The organism is Aureimonas endophytica (assembly GCF_014642635.1).
Classification (GTDB): domain Bacteria; phylum Pseudomonadota; class Alphaproteobacteria; order Rhizobiales; family Rhizobiaceae; genus Plantimonas; species Plantimonas endophytica.
In genome coordinates this window covers 352,781-372,470 of record NZ_BMIQ01000005.1, presented here as the reverse complement: position 1 = coordinate 372,470, position 19,690 = coordinate 352,781, and the positions used below count along the sequence as shown (strand labels likewise).

17 protein-coding genes are annotated in these 19,690 nt (G+C 69.8%); 7 read left to right on the top strand and 10 right to left on the bottom strand.

The window, feature by feature from the left end; genetic code table 11:
• Window positions 1–56: 56 nt before the first annotated feature.
• A complete protein-coding gene (locus tag IEY14_RS17350) occupies window positions 57–1,124 on the top strand; it encodes an SPL family radical SAM protein (protein ID WP_244639537.1) in 1,068 nt (355 codons plus the stop codon).
• A 20-nt stretch (window positions 1,125–1,144) separates the two neighbouring features.
• Here the strand turns inward: IEY14_RS17350 and IEY14_RS17345 are convergent, their stop codons facing one another.
• Entirely contained in the window at window positions 1,145–2,236 is a 1,092-nt protein-coding gene (locus IEY14_RS17345) for an NADH:flavin oxidoreductase/NADH oxidase (RefSeq protein WP_188910707.1), read from the bottom strand.
• Between the two features lie 102 nt (window positions 2,237–2,338).
• Here IEY14_RS17345 and IEY14_RS17340 point away from each other — a divergent pair, with 102 nt between their 5' ends.
• On the top strand, window positions 2,339–2,659 hold the full coding sequence (locus tag IEY14_RS17340) for an ArsR/SmtB family transcription factor (RefSeq protein WP_188910705.1): 321 nt from the start codon (window positions 2,339–2,341) through the stop codon (window positions 2,657–2,659).
• Between the two features lie 240 nt (window positions 2,660–2,899).
• Here the strand turns inward: IEY14_RS17340 and treS are convergent, their stop codons facing one another.
• Together treS and IEY14_RS17330 are read right to left on the bottom strand one after the other, a co-directional pair.
• A complete protein-coding gene (gene treS / locus IEY14_RS17335; RefSeq protein ID WP_188910703.1) occupies window positions 2,900–4,966 on the bottom strand; it encodes a maltose alpha-D-glucosyltransferase in 2,067 nt (688 codons plus the stop codon).
• A 122-nt stretch (window positions 4,967–5,088) separates the two neighbouring features.
• Window positions 5,089–6,012 carry a LysR family transcriptional regulator gene (locus IEY14_RS17330; RefSeq protein WP_188910701.1) on the bottom strand — a complete coding sequence of 308 codons (924 nt, stop codon included), beginning with the start codon at window positions 6,010–6,012 and terminating at the stop codon, window positions 5,089–5,091.
• A gap of 93 nt (window positions 6,013–6,105) precedes the next feature.
• Between IEY14_RS17330 and IEY14_RS17325 the strand changes: the two genes are divergently transcribed.
• Window positions 6,106–6,984: an aldo/keto reductase family oxidoreductase gene (locus IEY14_RS17325; RefSeq protein ID WP_188910699.1), complete on the top strand. Its 879-nt coding sequence runs from the start codon at window positions 6,106–6,108 to the stop codon at window positions 6,982–6,984.
• Between the two features lie 17 nt (window positions 6,985–7,001).
• Here the strand turns inward: IEY14_RS17325 and denD are convergent, their stop codons facing one another.
• The 4 genes from denD to IEY14_RS17305 form a co-directional block, all read right to left on the bottom strand.
• A complete protein-coding gene (gene denD, locus IEY14_RS17320; protein ID WP_188910698.1) occupies window positions 7,002–7,982 on the bottom strand; it encodes a D-erythronate dehydrogenase in 981 nt (326 codons plus the stop codon).
• A gap of 103 nt (window positions 7,983–8,085) precedes the next feature.
• Window positions 8,086–9,249, bottom strand: coding sequence for an amidohydrolase (locus IEY14_RS17315; RefSeq protein ID WP_244639536.1), 1,164 nt, complete (start codon window positions 9,247–9,249; stop codon window positions 8,086–8,088).
• An 84-nt stretch (window positions 9,250–9,333) separates the two neighbouring features.
• Window positions 9,334–9,900 carry a hypothetical protein gene (locus tag IEY14_RS17310; protein ID WP_188910697.1) on the bottom strand — a complete coding sequence of 189 codons (567 nt, stop codon included), beginning with the start codon at window positions 9,898–9,900 and terminating at the stop codon, window positions 9,334–9,336.
• A complete protein-coding gene (locus IEY14_RS17305) occupies window positions 9,893–11,263 on the bottom strand; it encodes a dicarboxylate/amino acid:cation symporter (protein WP_188910696.1) in 1,371 nt (456 codons plus the stop codon). The genes IEY14_RS17310 and IEY14_RS17305 overlap by 8 nt, the downstream gene beginning before the upstream one ends.
• Before the next feature lie 348 nt (window positions 11,264–11,611).
• On the opposite strand from IEY14_RS17305, the gene cuyB reads away from it, so the two are divergent.
• Window positions 11,612–12,364 carry a cysteate racemase gene (gene cuyB / locus IEY14_RS17300; RefSeq protein WP_188910695.1) on the top strand — a complete coding sequence of 251 codons (753 nt, stop codon included), beginning with the start codon at window positions 11,612–11,614 and terminating at the stop codon, window positions 12,362–12,364.
• Window positions 12,365–12,453: 89 nt separating this feature from the next.
• Window positions 12,454–13,356: a substrate-binding periplasmic protein gene (locus IEY14_RS17295; RefSeq protein ID WP_188910694.1), complete on the top strand. Its 903-nt coding sequence runs from the start codon at window positions 12,454–12,456 to the stop codon at window positions 13,354–13,356.
• A 474-nt stretch (window positions 13,357–13,830) separates the two neighbouring features.
• Here IEY14_RS17295 and IEY14_RS17290 read toward each other — a convergent pair whose 3' ends face one another.
• Window positions 13,831–14,118: a hypothetical protein gene (locus IEY14_RS17290; protein WP_188910693.1), complete on the bottom strand. Its 288-nt coding sequence runs from the start codon at window positions 14,116–14,118 to the stop codon at window positions 13,831–13,833.
• Between the two features lie 272 nt (window positions 14,119–14,390).
• On the opposite strand from IEY14_RS17290, the gene IEY14_RS17285 reads away from it, so the two are divergent.
• Window positions 14,391–16,064 (top strand): adenylate/guanylate cyclase domain-containing protein, encoded by a 1,674-nt coding sequence (locus IEY14_RS17285; RefSeq protein ID WP_188910692.1) that lies wholly within the window; start codon window positions 14,391–14,393, stop codon window positions 16,062–16,064.
• Here the strand turns inward: IEY14_RS17285 and IEY14_RS17280 are convergent.
• Complete coding sequence (locus IEY14_RS17280) at window positions 16,054–16,689, bottom strand: helix-turn-helix domain-containing protein (RefSeq protein WP_244639535.1); 636 nt, start codon at window positions 16,687–16,689, stop codon at window positions 16,054–16,056. The two genes, IEY14_RS17285 and IEY14_RS17280, sit on opposite strands and share 11 nt — an antisense overlap.
• Before the next feature lie 73 nt (window positions 16,690–16,762).
• The gene (locus tag IEY14_RS17275) at window positions 16,763–17,815 is read right to left on the bottom strand and encodes an Ldh family oxidoreductase (RefSeq protein WP_188910691.1); all 1,053 of its coding nucleotides are present in this window, start codon (window positions 17,813–17,815) and stop codon (window positions 16,763–16,765) included.
• Between the two features lie 265 nt (window positions 17,816–18,080).
• On the opposite strand from IEY14_RS17275, the gene IEY14_RS17270 reads away from it, so the two are divergent.
• Window positions 18,081–19,670: an ABC transporter substrate-binding protein gene (locus IEY14_RS17270; protein ID WP_188910690.1), complete on the top strand. Its 1,590-nt coding sequence runs from the start codon at window positions 18,081–18,083 to the stop codon at window positions 19,668–19,670.
• Window positions 19,671–19,690 lie beyond the last annotated feature (20 nt).

The window sequence follows — 19,690 nt, the reverse complement described above, 5'->3', positions numbered from 1 at the left end:
GCAGCGGCGCCGCACGCGCGCCTTCCCATCTTGGCTCCATGTTGCACGATTCCAACGTGATCCGCCGGAGCCGCCTCTGGCGGCCGAAGCGCGTCCTCGTCACGCCGACGGCGCTCGCGACGGGGCATGGCCGCGCCATGGTCGCCAGAGCCGAGGCGCTCGGCCTCGCCGTCGAGCGCCTCGGCTCCGACCGGCTCGGCCTCGCCCTGCCGGAGGATCCGCGCCGCGCCTATGCGGCGGCCAAATCCACGCTGGCGATCACCGTCGCGCCGCCCTCCAAGCTGAAGTTCCAGCCGATCGCGCCGAGCGCCGACTGGCGGATCGACCTCGCGGAAGGCTGCCCGGCGCATTGCAGCTACTGCTATCTGGCCGGCTCGCTGAAGGGGCCGCCGATCACGCGGGCCTATGCCAATCTCGACGCGATCATGGCGGCGGTGCCCTCCCATCTCGGGCGCGGCACCGTTACCTCGCGCGATGCCGCGCGGGCCGGGGAGGGCACGACCTTCGAGGCCTCCTGCTATACCGATCCGCTCGGCATCGAGCATCTAACGGGCTCGCTCTCGGCCCTGATCCGCCGTTTCGGCGCCCTGGAGGGGGAGGCGCAGCTGCGCTTCACCACCAAGTTTTCGGAGGTCGAGCCGCTGCTCGGTCTCGCCCACAACCGCCGCACCCGCATGCGCGTCTCGCTGAACCCGCCCGCCTTCGCGCGGTTCGAGGGCGGCACGAGCCCCGTCGGCGACCGGCTCCAGGCGATGCGGCGCATGGCGGAGGCCGGCTATCGCATCGGCCTCACCATCGCCCCGATCATCGCGGCGCCCGGCTGGCGGGAGGCCTATGGGCAGCTCATCGCGGCGGCCGGCGCCGCGCTCGCCGGGGTGCCGGACTGCGATCCGACGGTCGAGCTCATCACCCACCGCTTCTCGCCGGGCTCGAAGGCCGTTCTGGAAAGCTGGTATCCGGGTTCTGATCTCGACATGAGCGATCGCCTCCGGCGCGAGAAGCGCACGAAGTTCGGCGCGGTGAAGCATGTCTACGACGCGGCGACGATGGCGGAGCTGCGCGGCTTCTTCACGCAGGCGCTCGCCGAGACGCTGCCCGGCGCGCGCATCCTCTACTGGACCTGAGAGGCGGTGACGGCGCCGCGTCAGGCGGTGCGATACCGCTCCAGCCAATGGGCATAGGGCGCGGGCAGCGTCCAGGCGGCCTTGTCGGCGCCGAGTTCGATCGCCGCCCGATAGGGCCAGTGCGGATCGGCGAGCAGCGGGCGGCCGAGCGAGACGAGATCGACCTTCTCGTCGGTGACGAGCGCATCGGCCTCGGCCGGGCGGCTGACGAACCAGCTCGTCGTTCCCGGCAGGCCGGTCTCGCGGCGCACCCGCTCGGCGATCGGCCCCATGAAGGCCGGGCCCCAGGGCACCTTGGCGCTCGGCGTCGAGAAGCCGATGCTGACATCGATGAAGTCGAGCCCGGCCGCCTTGAAGCGGCGGACCATCTCGATGCCCTCCTCCAGATCGTCCGAGCCGTCGAATTCGGTGACGCCGAAGCGCGCCGTCAAGGGCAGGCTCTCCGGCCAGACGGCGCGGACGGCGGCGAGCGTCTCGAGAGGGAAGCGGGCGCGCCCGTCGAAATCGCCGCCATAGGCGTCCTCGCGCCGGTTCGACCAGGTCGAGAAGAAGCTCTGAGCGAGATAGCCATGGGCGAAATGCAGCTCCAGCCATTCGAAGCCGGCGGCGCGCGCCCGGCGCGCGGCGGCGACGAAATCGCCCTTCACCCGCTCGATCTCGGCGAGATCCATGGCGCGCGGCACCTTCGGCAGATTCGCGCCGAAGGGCACGGCGGAGGGCGCGATCGTCTGCCAGCCGCGCGGATCGTCCGCCGCGATATGGTCGTCGCCCTCCCAGGGCCGGTTGGCGCTCGCCTTGCGGCCGGCATGGGCGATCTGGATGCCCGGCACGGCGCCGGCCGCCTTGATCGCCGCGACGGTCGGCGCCCAGGCCTCGGCCTGCGCGTCGCTCCACAGCCCGGCGCAGCCGGGCGTGATCCGCCCTTCGGGCGCGACGGCGGTCGCCTCGGCGATGACGAGGCCGGCGCCGCCCCTGGCGAGACCCGCCAGATGGACATGATGCCAGTCGTTGATGACGCCGTCTTCCGCCGAATATTGGCACATCGGCGAGACGGCGATGCGATTGCGCAGCGTCACGTCCTTCAGGCGATAGGGAGTGAAGAGGGAGGGCATGGCAGGTCCTGGCTTGGCCCGGACGAGGTGGCCGGGCGTTCATTCGATAGTTCGACAATATTCGAACATTGAGGCGGGAGCAAGCCCGTGCTAGGACGGGCGGTGCGCACGCTCCGTCATCCCCCGCTCGAAGAGGTCGCCCTCGGCCAGGTGCTCTATGCGCTGAGCGACCCCGTGCGCCTCGGCGTCGTCCGGCAATTGGCGCGGCACGGGGAGGCGACCTGCTCGGCGCTCGACGGCGGCCGGCCGAAATCCAGCATGTCCCATCATTTCCGCGTGCTGCGCGAGGCGGGCCTGGTGCGCACCCGCACCGACGGCCCGGCCCATATGAACGAGTTGCGCCGCGCGGAACTCGACGCGCGCTTTCCCGGCCTCCTCGCGGCGGTGCTCGCCGCCGAGCCGGAGGCGGCCGAGACCGCCTGACCCCAAGTTGGCGAGGCGTGAGACCGGCGTCGCTCTGCGCAATCCCGCTTACCTTGCCGCTTCGTCATCCCGGCCCCGAGCCGGGATCCATGCCTCGGCAGAATTGCCGCAATGACAGTAAAGGTCATCCTGCCTTCCGTGTCCGCCTCGGCCCGCCATGACCGGCTTGGCATGGATCCCGGCTCAAGGCCGGGATGACGAGGCGGCAGGGTCGGCGGGTTTCTGGAAGGCACGTTGGCGTCAGAGCGTCGGCAGCGCCCCGACGATGCGCAGCGACAGGCCCTCGTAGGGATCGAGCGTGATCCGCAGCGCGCCGTCCTCCTGAAGGTCGCCCTCGATCGTCTCGGCGATCATGTCTACCACCGGGCCGGGCCGCGTGCCGGAAAGCATCACCGTCTCCTCGATCGGCTCGGCGCCGAAATTGAGGGCGGTGACCTGCGTTCCCCGGCCGTCCGGCAGTTCGTGCACCATCACGAGGAGGCCGCGCGCGGCGACGTCGGGGATCGCGACCTGCCGGCTGGCGGCGATGCCATAGGCTTCGCGCACCGCGAGCAGGCGCTTCAGCTGCGAGGCGAAGGAGTCCGGGCGCTCCAGCTGCGCCGGGATCGGGCCGTAGAGCGCGCGCGCCTTCGGCATGCCCTCCGCCGAGCGGGCCTCGGCCGGGTTCTGGCCGGTGAGATCGTAGGCGCCGCGCTCGATCCAGCGCGTGTCGCCGTCGCCCATCAGATGCGCCACCGCCTCCGCCTCCAGCGGCAGGGCGCCGACGAGGTCCCAGCCGGACAGCGCGAAGATGCCCGGCTGGAAGGCGTTGTACATCACGAGAAGGAGGTGGATCTTGCGGATGAGATCGATCGCCGTCTCGTCGATCGCATCGAGATCGGCGATGCCGAGCGCCGCCGTGATCACGCTCGCCGTGGTGCAGGCGATGCCGTTGGTGACGAAGGGCAGGTTGTAGGGCGCGCTCGTGCCCGACAGGCGCTCGCGGATCACGTCGCGCAGATGCATGCGCAGCGTGCGGCCCTGCCAGGTCTGGCCGCCGAAGGTGTAGATGTCGTCGGCATGCAGCGTCCAGAAATGCACGAGTTCCGTCGTCAGCTCGTCATGGTTCTGGAGGGCGTGGATCAGCGAGGCCGGATCGATGCCGAAGTCGTGGACGGTGCGCAGCATCAGGCGCAGGAACTCGGTATCGCCGGTGAGAAGCGCGTGGTGATAGGCCGGCCGCGTGATGAAGTCGTAGGAAAGGTCCGCCCCGCCCTTCGACATGGCCGCGATGTCGTCCACCGTGAGGTTCAGCTCCTGGAAGGAGAAGCCGCCGGCCTTGCGGATCATGCCCGCGAGGAGGGCGTTGCCGGTCACCGAAAGCGGATGGCTTTCCGACCAGGCTGGCCCGTCGATCCGCCGCTCGACGCCGAGAAAGCCGTTGGCGTCGAGCCGAAGCCCGCGCGCGCCCATCTGGTCGATCGAATGCAGCGCGTCGCCGACGATCATCTGCTGGGCGGCGAAGGACGGGTCGAGCCAGTTGAGGCTCGGCTGGCCTTCCTTGAAGTAATGGAGATAGACCCAGCGCCGGACCTTGCCGTCGATGCCGGCGACGGGGCCGGTGGCGCTCCAGTCCGTTTCCTTGACGCCTGGCTCGAAGAAGATGACGCGCTGGAGCTGGCCGACGATGAGGCCGCGATCCTTCAGGTAGTCGACGGTGGCGGGCGGAAGGTTCACGGCGTCGCGCCCTTCCGGCACGGCGGGCAGATGCTCCCATTCCTCCTCGGGAATCTCCACCATGTGATAGAGGCCGGGATAGCTGGAATGGTTCATCTCGGCGAGGCGGAAGTCCGGCCCCTTGCCGGTATGGGCGGGGATCACGTCGTCGATGACCACCGCGTTATGGGCGGCGGCCATGCGGCTGATCGCCACGAATTCCTCCGTCGTGCCGAAGGCCGGATCGATGTCGAAGCCGATCCGGTCGAAATTGCCGTCGATCGTCGGCGTGTAGGTGCCGTCCTTCAGCCCGCCGGAGCGCTTGGTCGGCCCGGTATGGATGCCGCGCACGCCGATGGAGGAGAGGGCCGACCAGAGCTGCGCGTCGCCCAGCGTCTTCAGGACGGATTCGCCGGGCCGCGTGATCACCGAGGCCGGATAGGCGGTGAACCAGACCGGCGCCACCGCCGAGGCGACGCGCGGCCGCGTTTCGGCATAGGGCCGCTGCCAGAGCCGGCCCTGGCCGCCATAGCGCTCCGCGAACTGCCGCGCCTGATGCAGCATCGACAGCGCGACGAGGTCCTCGGTGGTCTGGCCCGCCGGTTCCGCCATGGTGATCGATCCCTTCCTCGCTTGGCGCGTCTCGGCCGAGACAGGCGCCCGAAGCGAAGATGTAGCCGGCTTGGGGGCGGAGGGAACCGGCGGAGCGCGACGAGACGGCCGGCGGGCCGCGATCAGCCCTCCGGCGCCACCGCCTGTCCGGCCTGTCCGGCCCGGACGAAGTCCACGAAGGCGCGCAGCGGCGCCGGCACCAGCCGGCGGCCTGGATAATAGAGGAACGGCCCCTCGAAGGGCGGCCACCAGTCCTCCAGCACCGGAACGAGGCGGCCGTCCGCGAAGAAGGGCCGCAGCCAGTCCTCGAAGAGATAGACGATGCCGCCCCCGGCAAGGGCGGCGTCGACGGCGAGATCCGTGCCGGCGCCGATGCGCACCGTCAGCGGGCCGGTCGGCTCCACCCGCAGCGTTTCGGCGCCGCGCTCGAATTCCCAGACCGGCATCGTCCCGCTGGCGAAGCGGCCGCGCAGGCAGGCATGACCGAGAAGGTCGCGCGGATGGTCCGGGCACCCGCGCCGCGCGAGATAGGCCGGGGACGCCGCGGCGGCGAAGCGCTGGCGGCGCGGGCCGATCGGCACCGCGATCATGTCCTGTTCCAGCGTCTCGCCGTAGCGGATGCCGGCATCGCAGCCTTCCGCCAGCACATCCACGAAACTGTCCTCCACGACGATGTCGAGATGGATGTCGGGATAGGCGGCGAGAAAGGGCGGGACGAGCGCCGGCAGAACGAGCCGCGCCGCGCTGACCGGGACGTTGAGCCGCAGAGTGCCGGCCGGCCGGTCGCGAAAGCCGTTGACGACGTCGAGCGCCGAGGCGACCTCGGCCAGAGCCGGGCGCAGGCGCTCCAGCAGCCGAAGGCCCGCTTCCGTCGGCGCGACGGAGCGCGTCGTGCGGTGGAACAGCCGGACGCCGAGCCGGGTCTCCAGCCGGCGGATCGCCTCGCTGAGCGCCGAGGCGCTCGTGCCCCGGAGCCGCGCCGCTTCGCGGAAGCCGCCGGCCGAGGCCACCGCGACGAAGCATTCGAGGTCCGGCAACTCGGCCATTGTTCGCCTTTCCGCACAACCCGTTCGGATCGTCCCGGCTTATCGCATGGTGGGGCGCGGTCTAGCTATGGGTCCATTCAAAGGAGACAGGCCATGACCGAGCTGACGAAAGCCGGAACCTACAAGCTGGGCGAGAGCGTGGTGACGCGCATGGGCTATGGCGCGATGCAACTCGCCGGCCCGGGCGTCTTCGGCCCGCCGAAGGACGAGGCGGCGGCCATCGCCGTCCTGCGCGAGGCGGTGGAGCGCGGCGTCGACCATATCGACACCAGCGACTTCTACGGCCCGCATGTCACCAACCGGCTGATCCGCGAGGCGCTGCACCCCTATGCGGACGATCTCGTGATCGTGACGAAGGTCGGGGCCGTGCGCGGCGCCGACGCGTCCTGGAACCCGGCGCAGTCCCCGGCGGAGCTGACGCGGGCGGTGGAGGACAATCTGCGCCATCTCGGCCTCGACAGCCTCGCCGTCGTCAATCTGCGCATCATGGGCGACGTGCACCGCCCGAGCGAGGGCTCGATCGAGCCGCAGGTGACGGCCCTGGCGGCGCTGCGCGAGCGGGGGCTCCTTCGCCATCTCGGCCTGTCGAACGCGACGCCGGCGCAGGTCCGGGAGGCCCAGGCCATCGCCCCGATCGTCTGCGTCCAGAACATGTACAATCTCGCCCATCGCGACGACGATGCCTTTCTCGACGATCTGGCGGATCAGGGCATCGCCTATGTGCCGTTCTTTCCGCTCGGCGGCTTCTCGCCGCTGCAATCGGCGACGCTCTCCACGGTGGCGAAGCGTCTCGGGGCGACGGAGATGCAGGTGGCGCTCGCCTGGCTGCTCCAGCGCGCGCCGAATCTCCTCCTCATCCCCGGCACGTCCTCGCCGGCGCATCTTCGCGAGAATCTCGCGGCCGTCGATCTGACCCTTCCCGAGGACGCCTTGGCCGAACTCGCGACCATCGCGCCGGCACCGGCCGCCTGAGACGCGGCCGGGCGGCGTCAGCTGGCGGGGCGTGGGACGACACCGCCGAGTTCGTCCGCGATATGGATGCGGATGATCTCCTCGAAGCTCGTCTCCGCCGCGAAGCCGAGATCGCGGGCGCGCGTCGCGGCGAAGCGGGTCGGCCAGTTGCGCACGATGGCCCAGACGGCGGGGTCGGGCGCGTCGCGGATGAGGGCGAGGGGCGCCTCGCCGGCCACCCGGCCGAGCGCCGCGATCTCCTCGGCGACGGAAACGGCGACGCCGGGCATGGTGAGATTGCGGCGCGCCCCGATCGCCGCCGCGTCCAGCGTCGCGGCATGGAGGAGGAAGCCGACCGCCGCGCGCGGGCTCGCATGGGTATGGACCACCTCGCGCGGCACCGGCAGCACGGCCTCCCGCCCGGCCAGCGGCTCGCGGATGATGCTGGAGAAGAAGCCGGAGGCCGCTTTGTTGGGCCGGCCCGGCCGCACGCAGATCGTCGGCAGCCGCAGCCCGATGCCGTCGAGAAAGCCGCGACGCGTATAGTCGTTCAGCAGCAGTTCGCCCATCAGCTTCTGCGTGCCGTAGGAGGTGAGGGGCACCGGGTGGAAATCGTCCGGGATCACCTCCGGGAAGGGCGCGCCGAAGACGGCGATCGAGGAGGCGTAGACGAGGCGGGGATGGCTGCCCGCCTGCCGCAGCGCCTCGAAGAGCGCCAGCGTTCCGTGGAGATTGACGCGGTAGCCGAGCTCGAAATCGGCCTCCGCCTCGCCGGAGACGACGCCGGCGAGATGGAAGACGAGATCGGGCCGGAAGGCGGCGAGCTCGGCAGCGGCGCCGGGCCCCGCGAGATCGCCGGTGACGCTCTCGGCGGCAAGGCCGGGCGGCGCGGCGGGCGCGACGACATCGTGGAGAAGCAGCGCCGCGATCGGCCGCCCGCCGACATGGCCCTCCGCCGCGAGCCGCGCCACCAGCTTCTGCCCGATCATGCCGGCGGCGCCGGTCACCAGAATGCGCATCGCGGTCTCCCCACCATCGTCTGCCGGAGAAAGATGGCCGCCCCGCCGCCGGCATCAACCGCCGCCCGGTCTTCGCCGCGCTCCGTTGCCCTTCGGGCGCGCGTCAGCCCGCGCTCCCGCCCAGGAGGTTGCGCGCGGCGCGCATGAAGACGCGCGCGCCGATCGGGATGAGATCGTCCGGGAAGTCGTAATCGGGATTGTGGAGCGCCGGATGGCGCTCGCCCGCGCCCAGAAAGAACATGGCGGAGGTCGCGGCCTGTCCGAACAGGCCGAAATCCTCCGAGGCGCGCATCGGCAGCGCGTCCTCCCCATGCGCGACGCCCTCCTCGTCGAGCGCGCGGCGCAGATGCGCCACGGCCTCCGGTGCGTTGACGCTGGCGACGAAGACCTCGTGATAGTCGATGCCGCTGCGAAGGCCGTCTTCGGCCGCGATGCGGGTGACGAGCTCCTCGGCCGCGTCGCAGAGCTCCGCCATGTCCGCGTCCCGGCGGGTGCGCAGCGTCGCCCGGATCTCGGCCCGGCCGGGGGCGACGCCGAAGACCGGCTCGCCCATCGCGGCATGGGTCACCGTCACCATGCGGAAGCCGTCCTCGTCGAAGCGCCCGCGTCCAAGTTCGGGCAGGGCGGGCATCAGCCGGCTGACGGCGAGCATCGGCGACAGGCCGGTTTCCGGCATGGAGGAATGCGCCGTCTTGCCGTGAAGGACGATGCGCAGCCCACGCGAGGCGCAGTTCACCACGCCGGCCTTCAGGCGCACCTCGCCGAAGGGCACGCCTGGCAGATTGTGCAGCGAGAAGGCGAAGTCCGGCGCGATGGCGCCGAAGCGCGGATCGGCGATGACGCCGGCGGCGCCGTCGCCCGTCTCCTCCGCCGGCTGGAACATCAGGACGACGCGTCCGCGCCCCGGCCGCTCGCGCCCGAACTGGCGGCCCAGCGCGGCGAGGATGGCGCTATGCCCGTCATGGCCGCACATATGCGAGCGGCCGGGCACGAGCGAGGCATGGGCGACGCCCGACAGTTCCTCGATCGGCAGGGCGTCGAGTTCCGAACGGAACATCACCGTCGGCCCCGCCCGGCCGCTGTCATAGACCAGCGCGACGCCGTAGCCGCCGAGACCGGTCAAAATCGCGTCCGGCCGCGTTTCGCCGAGAAAGCCGACCACCGCCTCCGCCGTCCGTTCCTCCTCGTTCGACAATTCGGGGTGCTGATGCAGGAACCGGCGCCAGGCGACGAGCTCCGCGATATCCCGATCGGTCAGCATCGACATCCGAACTCCTCCTCCGGCGAGCAGAGGCAGCATTCACCGCGCGGCGCCTTTTGCAAAGGGCCGGGGCGGGTCGAGACGCGGACCTCAGGCGGCGCGCCGGGCGGCGGACAGGCGCGGCCGGATGCCGATCCACCAGAGGATCGTCCCGAAGGCCAGCCCGGCGAGGAGGCCGCCGGCCAGGGTCGTCGCCACGAAATAGGGGTCGAGGAGGAGCCCCCGGATCTGCCGGGCGCAGGCCCAGGATTTCAGCGCCGAGACGGCGAGGCCGACGAGGGCGCCGGTGAGGAGCGTCGGCCGCAGGCCGGGGGCGCGGCGGGCGACCCAGAAGGCGATCGGGGAAACGAGAAGCGTATAGGGAATCAGGAGGAAGCCGGTCATGAGGGTGATCGCCCCCGCGACCAGCGGGATGAACAGGGCGCCCTGGAGAAAGGCGCCCCATTGCGCGGCGGAATCCGGCAGGAAGCCCGTTTCCAGCCCGTTGAAGAATCCCGCCGACAGGAGAAGCGCCAGCGAGAACGCATAGGCGGCGGCGAGATGGGAGAGGAGGAGGGCGAGCGAGAAGCGCCGCCAGCCGAGCCGGCCCACCGCCCGCGCCTCCGGTCCTGTCGCGGCGCCATCCCGCCGGCGGGCCGGACGGTCCGTCTCACGCATGGGCGGGCAGGGGCTCGCGGGCGCCCATGCGGCGCTTGCGATAGACGACCGCGGCGGCGGCGCAGTTCGGCAGGACGATGGCGGCCGTGCGGAAGATGTCGATCACCGGGTCGATCGTCACGAGGAGGGCGAGGGCGGCCTCGAGCGGCAGGCCGAGCGGCTGGAAGATCACCCCGAGCAGGCTGATTGTCAGGACGCCGGACGTGCCCGCCGAGGCGAAGCCCGCCAGCATGGCGCCGGAGAAGATCAGGAGATAGCTGCCTGGCGTCAGCGCGACACCATGCAGCTGCGCGACGAAGATCGTCGCGAAGGCGAAATAGAGGACCGGGCCGAAGCGGAACAGCGTCATGCCAAGCGGCAGGAGCATCTCGACGCGCGGGCGCTCGTAGCTGAGCCGTTCGGACAGCGAGTCCACGGCGACCGGAATGCAGGTCACGCTGCTGCGCGTCGCCATCGCCAGGAGCAGAGGTTCGCGGATGGCCCGCATCGCGCCGGCGAGGCCGCAGCCGGCGCCCCAGGCGACGACGATGACGACGCCGCAGCAGACGACGACCGACAGGAGCGCGAAGCCGACCGTGAAGTTGATCATCGCGCCGAGCTGCGCGCCGCCGACCGTCGAGACCTGCTTGGCCACCATGGCGCAGAGCGCCACCGGCAGGAGCTTGTTGGTCCAGGTGATCAGCTGCGTGCAGAGATCGTACATGCCGAGCAGCGCGGTCTGGAGACCGGCGCTCCGGTCGAGGCGCAGCGACCCGAGGCCGATGCCGAAGATGATGGCGAAGAACAGGATCTTCAGCTGATCGCCGCTGGTCAGCGCGCCGAAGATGTTGGTCGGAATGAAGCGGTCGAACATCGAGACGTCGGGCACGAGCTTCGCCACGCTCTGGGGCGCGTTCAGCGACACCTCGATATCGACGGCATAGGGCGACTTGTCGACGACCTGCCCCAGGACCTCGCGCGAGGTGGTGGAGATGTTGCCGCCGGGCGCGAGCGCCACCGCGCCGGCGATCCCGATCACCGCCGCGACGGCAAGGCCTGACACGAACACCCCGACGATCGGCCCGATGTCGCGCCGCATCCCCTCCGAGCCGAAGAGACGGGAGAGGCTCACCATGATCGCCGAGATCAGGAAGGGAATGAGCACCATCTTGAGAAGGCCGATATAGAGATCGGCCACCGGCGCGAGGAAGGACGTCGCCGCCGGATTGTACAGTCCGAGATAGACGCCGACCGCCATGCTGGCGAGGAGGAGATAGGGGTTCGACAGGAGGCGGAACAGCCGGTTGAGACGGCTCGCCGGCGGGGCGGCGGGCGGCGGGACGGGGTTCGATGCGGTCGAAGCATCGGCAGCGTAGAGCGTCATCGTCGTTCTCTTGGCCTCGATGCGACCACGTCGCCCCCCGGTGCGGACGAGCCGAGGCGGGTTCGTCGCCCGGTCAACATGCCGAAGATCCCTGAAGCAAGTCTTAGATCTCGCCAGGAATATCCTTGCCCGGCAACGTATAGCATCGAAATGCCGCAGATATATCGATGTCGAACCATCGCATACAGCGCTCGATAACCATCCGGCCTGAAATCGGCGCAAGACGAGCTGCATTGCCGCTTCGTCAACGCGGCGCGAAGGGGATTGTTAGGGCGTTGAAACGTCTTGTGCTTTCCCATGACCTCGCCGGACGGGGTTCCCGGATCCTGCGTCGTCGGGGAGGACGGAATGCGGCAAGCCAACCCTCTAATCGGCATTCTCGGCGGCATGGGTCCGCTGGCGACGGCCGACTTCCTGTCGCAATTCGTCCGCCTCACCCCGGCCGGACGCGACCAGGATCATCATCGCTGCATGGTCCATATGGACCCGACCCTGCCCGACCGCTCGGCGGCGATCCTCGGACAGGGGCCGTCGCCGCTCGCCGGCCTCGCGGCGGGCGTCGCGATGCTGGACCGCTGCGAGGTCGATCTGATCGCGATCCCCTGCAACACGGCGCATTTCTGGCTGGACGATCTCCTGGCGATCACCCGCACGCCGATCCTGTCCATCGTCGACGCCGTCGTCGCCGATCTCCGGCACCAGGGGCTCGCGGCCGGGCGCATCGGCATTCTCGGCACGCTCGGAACGGTGACGTCGGGCATCTACGAGCGCGGCTTCGCCGGGACCGACTTCGAGGCCGTGACCCTTGCGGAGCGCGAGACGGTGCTTCTCGTCGATCCCGTGGTGCGGGCGGTGAAGGCCGGCCGGATCGACCAGGCCATGCCGCTGCTCGACTATGCGGTGGAGACGCTGGAAACGCGCGGCATCGCGGCGATCGTCCTCGGCTGTACCGAACTGCCGCTCGCGGCGCGATCCTCGACCAGCCGCGAGGGAACCCCGCTCGTCGATTCCACCAAGGCGCTGGCCGCGGCCTGCGTCGCCTGGGCGGAGGGCCGCGCCCTCCTGCCCGCCGATCCCGCTCGGGCGCCGAAGGCGGCCTGACGGCCGGCCGGACGCCTCGCCTCCCGCATCGACCGACGGTCCCGAGCCCGGCCTCGCGGATCCCGAACCCTCTCGAAGACGGAACCTCCATGCGCCCGTTCGACGCCCATACCCGTCCGTCGCGGCTCGACCGCCGCCGGTTCTGCCTGTCGCTGGCGGCGACGGCGCTGATGACGCCGGCCCTGACCCATCCCGCCCTGGCCGAGGCGATGGAGAACGCGGCACTCGCCCCGGAGATCCGGGCGATCAAGGAGCGCGGGCAGCTGATCGTCGGCATGACGCGCTTCGACTCGCCGCCCTTCTATTATCGATCGAGCGCCGCGACGGGCGATCAGAGCCCGTCCCTCAACGGCTGGGACGTCGAGTTCGCCCGCTCTCTCGCTCGGCTCCTCGATGTCGAGCTTGTCCTCAACCGCGAGGCCGCCGCCTTCAACGACGTGGTCGAGCTCGCCTCGATGGGCGCGGTCGATGTGGCGATCTCCAAGCTCAGCATCACGGCGCGCCGGGCGCTGACGGTGCAGTTCACGACGCCGTCGATCAATCTGCGCCATGCGCTCCTCGTCAATCGCGCCGCCCTCGCGCAGCGCCACGGCGAGGGCGACGTGAAGGCGATGCTGAACCGCGATTTCGACGGCAGACTCGGCGTCATCGCCAATTCGTCCTATGCCGAGACCGCCAAGCACATCTTCACCCGCGCCACCTTGCGCGAATTCGCGAACTGGGACGAGGTGGTGGAGGCGGTCAATCGTGGCGCGGTGGACCTTGCCTATCGCGACGAGCTCGAAGTGAAGAAGCTGATGCGGCTGCGGCCGGATCTCCACCTCAATCTCGGCTCGACCCTCATCACCGATATCCGCGACTCGATCGCCTTCGCGGTTCCCGGCCGCAGCGCGCAATTGCTGTCGGTGCTGAACATCATGCTGGCGCAGCGCCAGCAGTTCGACGCCAATCAACTGCTCGACCAGTATTCGGACATCTTCGCCGCGACCTGACCGAGCGGCCGGACGGCCGGCCGTTCCGCCGGAAGCCGCGAAGCGCCGGGCGCCAGCGGGCCGTTCGTTCGCCGCAACACTCGACGGCAAACGGGTTTCCGGCGCGGACGGGCCGGGGAGGGGGAACGGAGGCCGTCAGCCTCGTGTTTCACGCACGGCTGCCATGCAAATTCGGCGCTGTCCGATCGCGAGGCGACGGTCTATTAAAGACTACACCGATTTCGCGGAGCCCATCTCCTCCCAGGGCGAAGCGGATAGGCGGATGGTTCCTCCCACCATCGGCCAACATGCCCTCCTCCTCCCAACGAGGGCATTGAACCAGCGCCCACCGGTCCTCCCCCGGTGGGCGTTTTGGTTTCCGGGTCTGCTCGATGCTTGCCGGCGATCCCTCTCAGCCCTTACGCTTGAGCGAAGAGGGGCGAGCGTCGCCGGGATCTGGCGCGCCGTCGCGAATGCGGAGATCCCAAAGCGCCGTCAGGCCGCCGCGCGATCGTCATTCGCGAAGCGGGAGGCCTTCGCGACCGGAGCCCGCGCCTCGCCGGGATCGGAAGCCTCCATCGCGCGATAGGTCGCTTCCCGGCCAAGGATGTCAGCCGCCCACCAGGCATCGCGGTCCGGATCGTGGCCATGGCGGAAATGCGCGCGCGCCATCTGCCCCGCCGCCGCGCGCGCCGCCTCGAGCGAAGCATAGTCCGCCGGGAGAACCGTGCCGAACATCTCGACGCCGTCTTCCAGATCGGAGCGCAGCACGACGTAACGCATGGCAGTCCTCGCTTGGGTCTCGGATGGTCGGAACTTGCGATCCTCGTCGTCGCATGCACTTCGTCTTGCAAACGACTGAGCGGCGATTTGGTGCCATAGTCGAAGGCCAAGTTCATTCGCCGCCGCATCGCGGGACCGACAGTCGAAGATGCGGGAAGAACAGGCGGCTCGTCTTCGAAGGACAAGGCGGGCGCTTCGACCTCTATCCGCCGACCCTCCGGCCGGGCGGTCGCGCGAGCGGAAGCGGCCCGACGGAACGAAGCGTCGAGTGAATGGATTCCGCTCGCGGGCAGACGCGCATGTCGCGCGCGGCCTTCCGCATCGCGAGCCGCCCCATGCTGTCCCTCGACTTCGATCCCCGCGCGAGCGCCCTGCCGGAAGCCGGCGGTGACGATCCGGGCGTGGAAGGCTTCGCCGCCTTCGTGCGCGGCCGGCTGCAGCCGGCGGTGCGCGAGCTCGGCGCCGAGGTGGAGGGCCTTGCCGCCGGGCTCGGCGAGGAACCCGCGCCCTTCGGCCAGGATCTCGCCCGGATGCGCGCCGCTGCCGTCAATCTCGCCGCCAGCACCGCCGAGCTGGAGACGCGCCTCGGAGACGATCCGTCGCCCGAGCTCGGGCTCGACATCCGCAAGCTGCGCCACGACCTGCGCACGCCGATCACCTCGATTCTCGGCTATGGCGAGCTCGTCGCCGAGGAGGCCGCCGAGACCGGCGCGGCCGCGCTCGCCGAACGGCTGGAAACCGTCATCGCCGATGCGCAGCGTCTGCTCGGAACGCTCGACACGCTGTCCGCCTTCGTCCGGCCGGAGCGGGCCGGTCCGCCCTCCGAGACGGCGCCCGCCGGCAAGACCGGCGATATCGTCGGCATCATCCCGGCCCCGTCGCGCGATCCGGCCGCCGAGATCGTCCAGGGCCATATCCTGGTGGTGGACGACAATCCCGCGATGCGCGACCTCATCGAGCGGCGCCTCACGCGGCAGGGCCATGCGGTGACGGTGCGCGGCAGCGGCGAGGAAGCGCTGGCGCGCATCGCCGAAGGCGGCATCGATCTCATGATGCTGGACCTCCTGATGCCGGGCATCGACGGGCTGGAAGTGCTGCGACGGCTGAAGGCGGGCGCCGGCGCGACGCCGCTGCCGGTGATCGTGATGTCCGCCCTGAACGAGGCGGAGGCGGCGGTGCGCTGCATCGAGGCCGGGGCCGACGACTATCTGTCCAAGCCGCTGGACGAGACGCTGCTGCGCGCCCGCATCGGCTCGTCGTTGGAGCGCAAGTTCCTGCGCGATCGCGAAAGGCGGACGCTGGACCTCCTGCGCGCGGAGCGGGAGCGCTCCGAGATGCTGCTGCGCAACATCCTGCCGGGCAGCGTCGTGGAGCGCCTGCATGCCGGCGAGAGCGTCGTCGCGGACGCGTTCGACGACGTGACGGTGATGTTCTGCGACCTCGTCGGCTTCACCTCGCTCGCCGCCCGCCTCGGCACGACAGAGACCCTGCAATTGCTGGAGGACATCTTCTCGCGCTTCGACGCGCTGGCCGACCGGCACGGCCTGGAGAAGATCAAGACGATCGGCGACGCCTATATGGTGGTGGGCGGCATCCCCGACCCGCTCGCCGACAGCGCGGCGCGGGTTCTCGCCATGGCGGCGGCGATGGCGGGAGAGGTGCGCGCCACGAAGCACGGCACGGCGCTCGGCATCCGCATCGGCATCGACACGGGGCCGGCCGCCGGCGGCATCGTCGGCACCAAGAAGTTCTTCTACGATGTCTGGGGCGACACGGTGAACACCGCGAGCCGGCTGGAATCGACCTGCGAGCCGGGGCGCATCCATGTCTCGCAGGCGGTGGCCGAGGCGGCGGGCGCGGGCTTCTCCTTCGAGCGCCGCGCGCCGATCGACCTCGCCGGCAAGGGCCGGATGCAGACCTTCTACCTCGCCGGCCTCAACCGATGAGCGGGGTGACGACGGTGGAGCAGACCCAGAGGATCAGCGCCGGGCTTTCCGAGGTCGAGACCAGGGCATGGCCCATCGTGCTGTCGAAATAGCAGGAATCGCCGGTGCCGAGGAAGGTCGGGGCGTAGAGGCTGGTATGGAGCGCCACGCTGCCTTCGAGCACATAGATGAACTCCTCGCCCGGATGCGTCACCAACGCGCCGAAATCCTTCACCGAATGGGCGTCGATGCGCGTGAGAAGCGGCACGAGCTTCTTGTTGGCGATATCGGCGCAGAGCAGCTCGTAGCTGTAATGGGCCGATTGCAGCCGCGCCCCTTCGCCGCTGCGGGTGACGGCCCGGCGGCCGCTGACCGAGGCGGAGGGCTTGGCGGCGAAGAGTTCGGTGACATCGACGCCGAGACCGCTCGCCAGGCTGAGAAGCGTGTCATAGGTCGGCGACATCTGCGCGTTCTCGATCTTCGAGAGCGTCGAGGGCGCAAGGCCGCTGCGCTGCGCCAGTTCCGAGATGTTCAAGCCCGCCGCGCGCCGCAGCCGCCGCAGCGTGACGGACAGGGATCGCGCTCCCGGGCGGGCCGGATCGTCCGTCTCGCCATCGTCCGTCTCGAACATCGGGGAAGGGGCCATGAGCGTCTCGGCTTGCGCGCCTGGCGAGCGGGAGGAAGTCACCACGCGCCGGCGCCGGGAAGGATAGAGACCGTCACGCCGGTCCGGCAAGCGCCCTGAGGCGCGCGAGATCGGCGGGAACGAGGCCGATGCCCTCGGCGGCGCTCCGGGCGCGCTGGCGGAACCGGCGGTCGCCCGGAAGCCGGCTGACGCCGACTCGGCCGAGGCGTTCGGCGAGCGCTCGGGCGCGGCCGGCGAAGGCGGCGTCGCGCCCCGCATCCGGGTCGATCAGGATCAGCACCTGGCCGGTATGCGGCGTCTGGGCGCCGGGATGGCCCGACCAGTCGACCTCGTAGGAGAACTTGCCGCCGGTGAGGGCCGCGCCGAGAAGTTCGATCATCAGCGAGATGGCCGAGCCCTTGTAGCCGCCGAAGGTGAGAAGCGCGCCGCCGTCGAGCACCGCCTTCGGATCGATGGTCGGCCGCCCGTCCTGGTCGACGCCCTGGCCTGGCGGCAGGGAAAAGCCCTCGCGCGCCGCGATCTGCACGTCGCCATTGGCCATGGCGCTGGTGGCGAGATCGGCGACGAGCGGCGGCGCCCCGTCGCGCGGCGCGGCAAAGGCGATCGGATTGGTGCCGAACACCGCCGACGTCCCGTCGAAGGGCACGGTGCAGGCGAAGCTGTTGACCATGGTCAGCGCGACGAGACCGGCTTCGGCGAAGGGCTCGACATCCGGCCAAAGGGCGCTGAAATGATGGGAATTGCGGATCGCGAGAAGGGCGATGCCGTTGCGGCGCGCCTTCTCGATGAGTGCTGGCGCGGCCAGGGCGAGGGCCGGCTGGGCGAAGCCGTTCATCGCGTCGGCGCGCAGGAAGGCCGGCGCCACGTCCTCCAGGCGGGGCGAGGCGGCGGCATCGACCCAGCCGCTGGCGATCGAGGACACGTAGCCCGGCATGCGGAAGACGCCGTGCGAGCGCGCCCCGTCCCGCTCGCAGCCGGCGCAATTGGCGGCGAGGCACTCCGCGACGGCCTCGCTCGCGCCGGCATGGCGGAAGATCCTCGCGAGCAGCGCCTTGAGTTCGCCGAAGGAGAGAAAGTCCAGATTGCGCGCGTCCCCGCGCTCCGGCTGCGCCGAATTTCGCGTCATGATTTCTGATTCACCAGGATTTTCCTATAAGAAATATAGCAGCCGAAGCCTCTTGGCAACCGGAAATGGGTGCGAGGCAGCGTCGCGCCGGCGGGGCGGCAGCATAGTGCCGCGAATGGAATAGAAAATGGCGCTGGACGACGAAAAACGCCGCTGGGCCGGTTGACAGCTATCAATCGAGGCGTACGATGCGAACAAATTTTCCTAAAGGCAAAACTCGCCGCGACCGCCCGCCCGGCAGTCGCTCTCTCGAAAGGGGACCGGAATGGCCTTCAAACCGCGCCTGATCGCGAATGTCTTCGGTGCGTCGCTGGCCCTGGCGGCGCTGTGCGGCGGTCCGGCGGCGGCGGCGCCCGGCGAGCTCGTCGTCAATTTCCCAACGGCGCCTTCCACGCTCGATCCGGCCTGGGCCTGCGGCCTGCCGGAGATCAGCTTCCTCCAGAACTTCTACGTCCGCCTCGTGCAATACGAGGTCCGGCCGGGGCCGGAGGGTACGCAGGTCGTCGATTACGGCGCCGTCAAACCCTATCTCGCCGAATCCTGGACGATCGGCGACGAGGGCAAGACCTATACGTTCAAGCTGAAGGACGGCTTCAAGTTCTCCAGCGGCAAGCCGGTCGATGCGGCGGCGGTGAAATATTCCTTCGAGCGCGGCATCAAGATGGCCGGCTGCGGCCGCTACTTCCTGACCGACGGCATTCTCGACCCGATCATCATCGAGGCCATCGAGACGCCCGATCCGCGGACGGTCGTCATCCGCCTGAACCGCGCCAATGCCAATATGCTGGTCGACTGGGCGACGGCGGCGGCCTCCATCGTCGATCCGTCCGTGGTCGAGGCGAATGGCGGCGTTTCGGCCGGCCAGCCGAACACCTATATGGCCTCGCATGTCGCGGGCTCCGGGCCGTTCGATCTCGCCGCCTACGCGCCCAACCAGTCGGCGCGGATGACGGCGCGGCCCGATTTCGTCGGCGAGCCCGGCGCGGCCTCCTCCACCATCCAGGTAAACTGGATCTCGGCGGCGCCGACCCTGCTTCTCCAGGCGCGCAGCGGCCAGGCGGACATCACCTTCGGCCTGTCCAAGCAGGCGGTCACGACGCTGAAGCAGGCGCCGGGCATCAAGACCATCGCCTATACCAATCCCTTCGTGCAGCAGATGATGCTGCCGAACACCAAGGCGCCCTGGAACAACCCGAAGGTGCGCGAGGCGGTCTCCCATGCCGTTCCCTACGAGGACATCGTCAAGAAGGTCGCCTTCGGCTACGGCACGCTCTATTACGGCCCGATCCCGCCCAGCCTGCCGGGCTACAATGCCGAGCTGAGCAAGCCGCTCGCCTTCGACCCGGCCAAGGCTAAGGCGCTTCTCGCCGAAAGCGGCGTCGCCCTGCCGGTCGATGTCGAGGTGCTGGTGCAGGAAGGCGACGCGATCCAGCAGCAGATCGCCACCGTCCTCCAAGGCACCTGGGCGAAGCTCGGCATCAACCTGAAGATCCGCATCGCCCCCGGCGCCGAATATCAGGACCTGACGCAGGCTCACAAGGTCGCGTCCTTCCTGCGCCTCGACGGGCCGGGCGTCTTCGAGGCCGGCTATTATTTCGGCTACGACACGATCTGCAACAATCCGAACAACCTGACGGAATTCTGCGATCCGGGCGTCGACGCGCTGATCGCCAAGCTGCGCGCCACGACGGGCGACGCCGCGCGCCAGCCGATCCTCGACGAGATCACCAAGGCCTGGCGGGAGAAGTTTCCCAAGATCCTGTTCTTCGAGGATCAGCCCGTCGTCGCCCTCAACCAGAGCGTGAAGTCCTTCACCTTCTCTCCGCTGCCGGACTTCCGGTTCTGGAGCAAGTGAGCTGACGCCGGAACACGGAG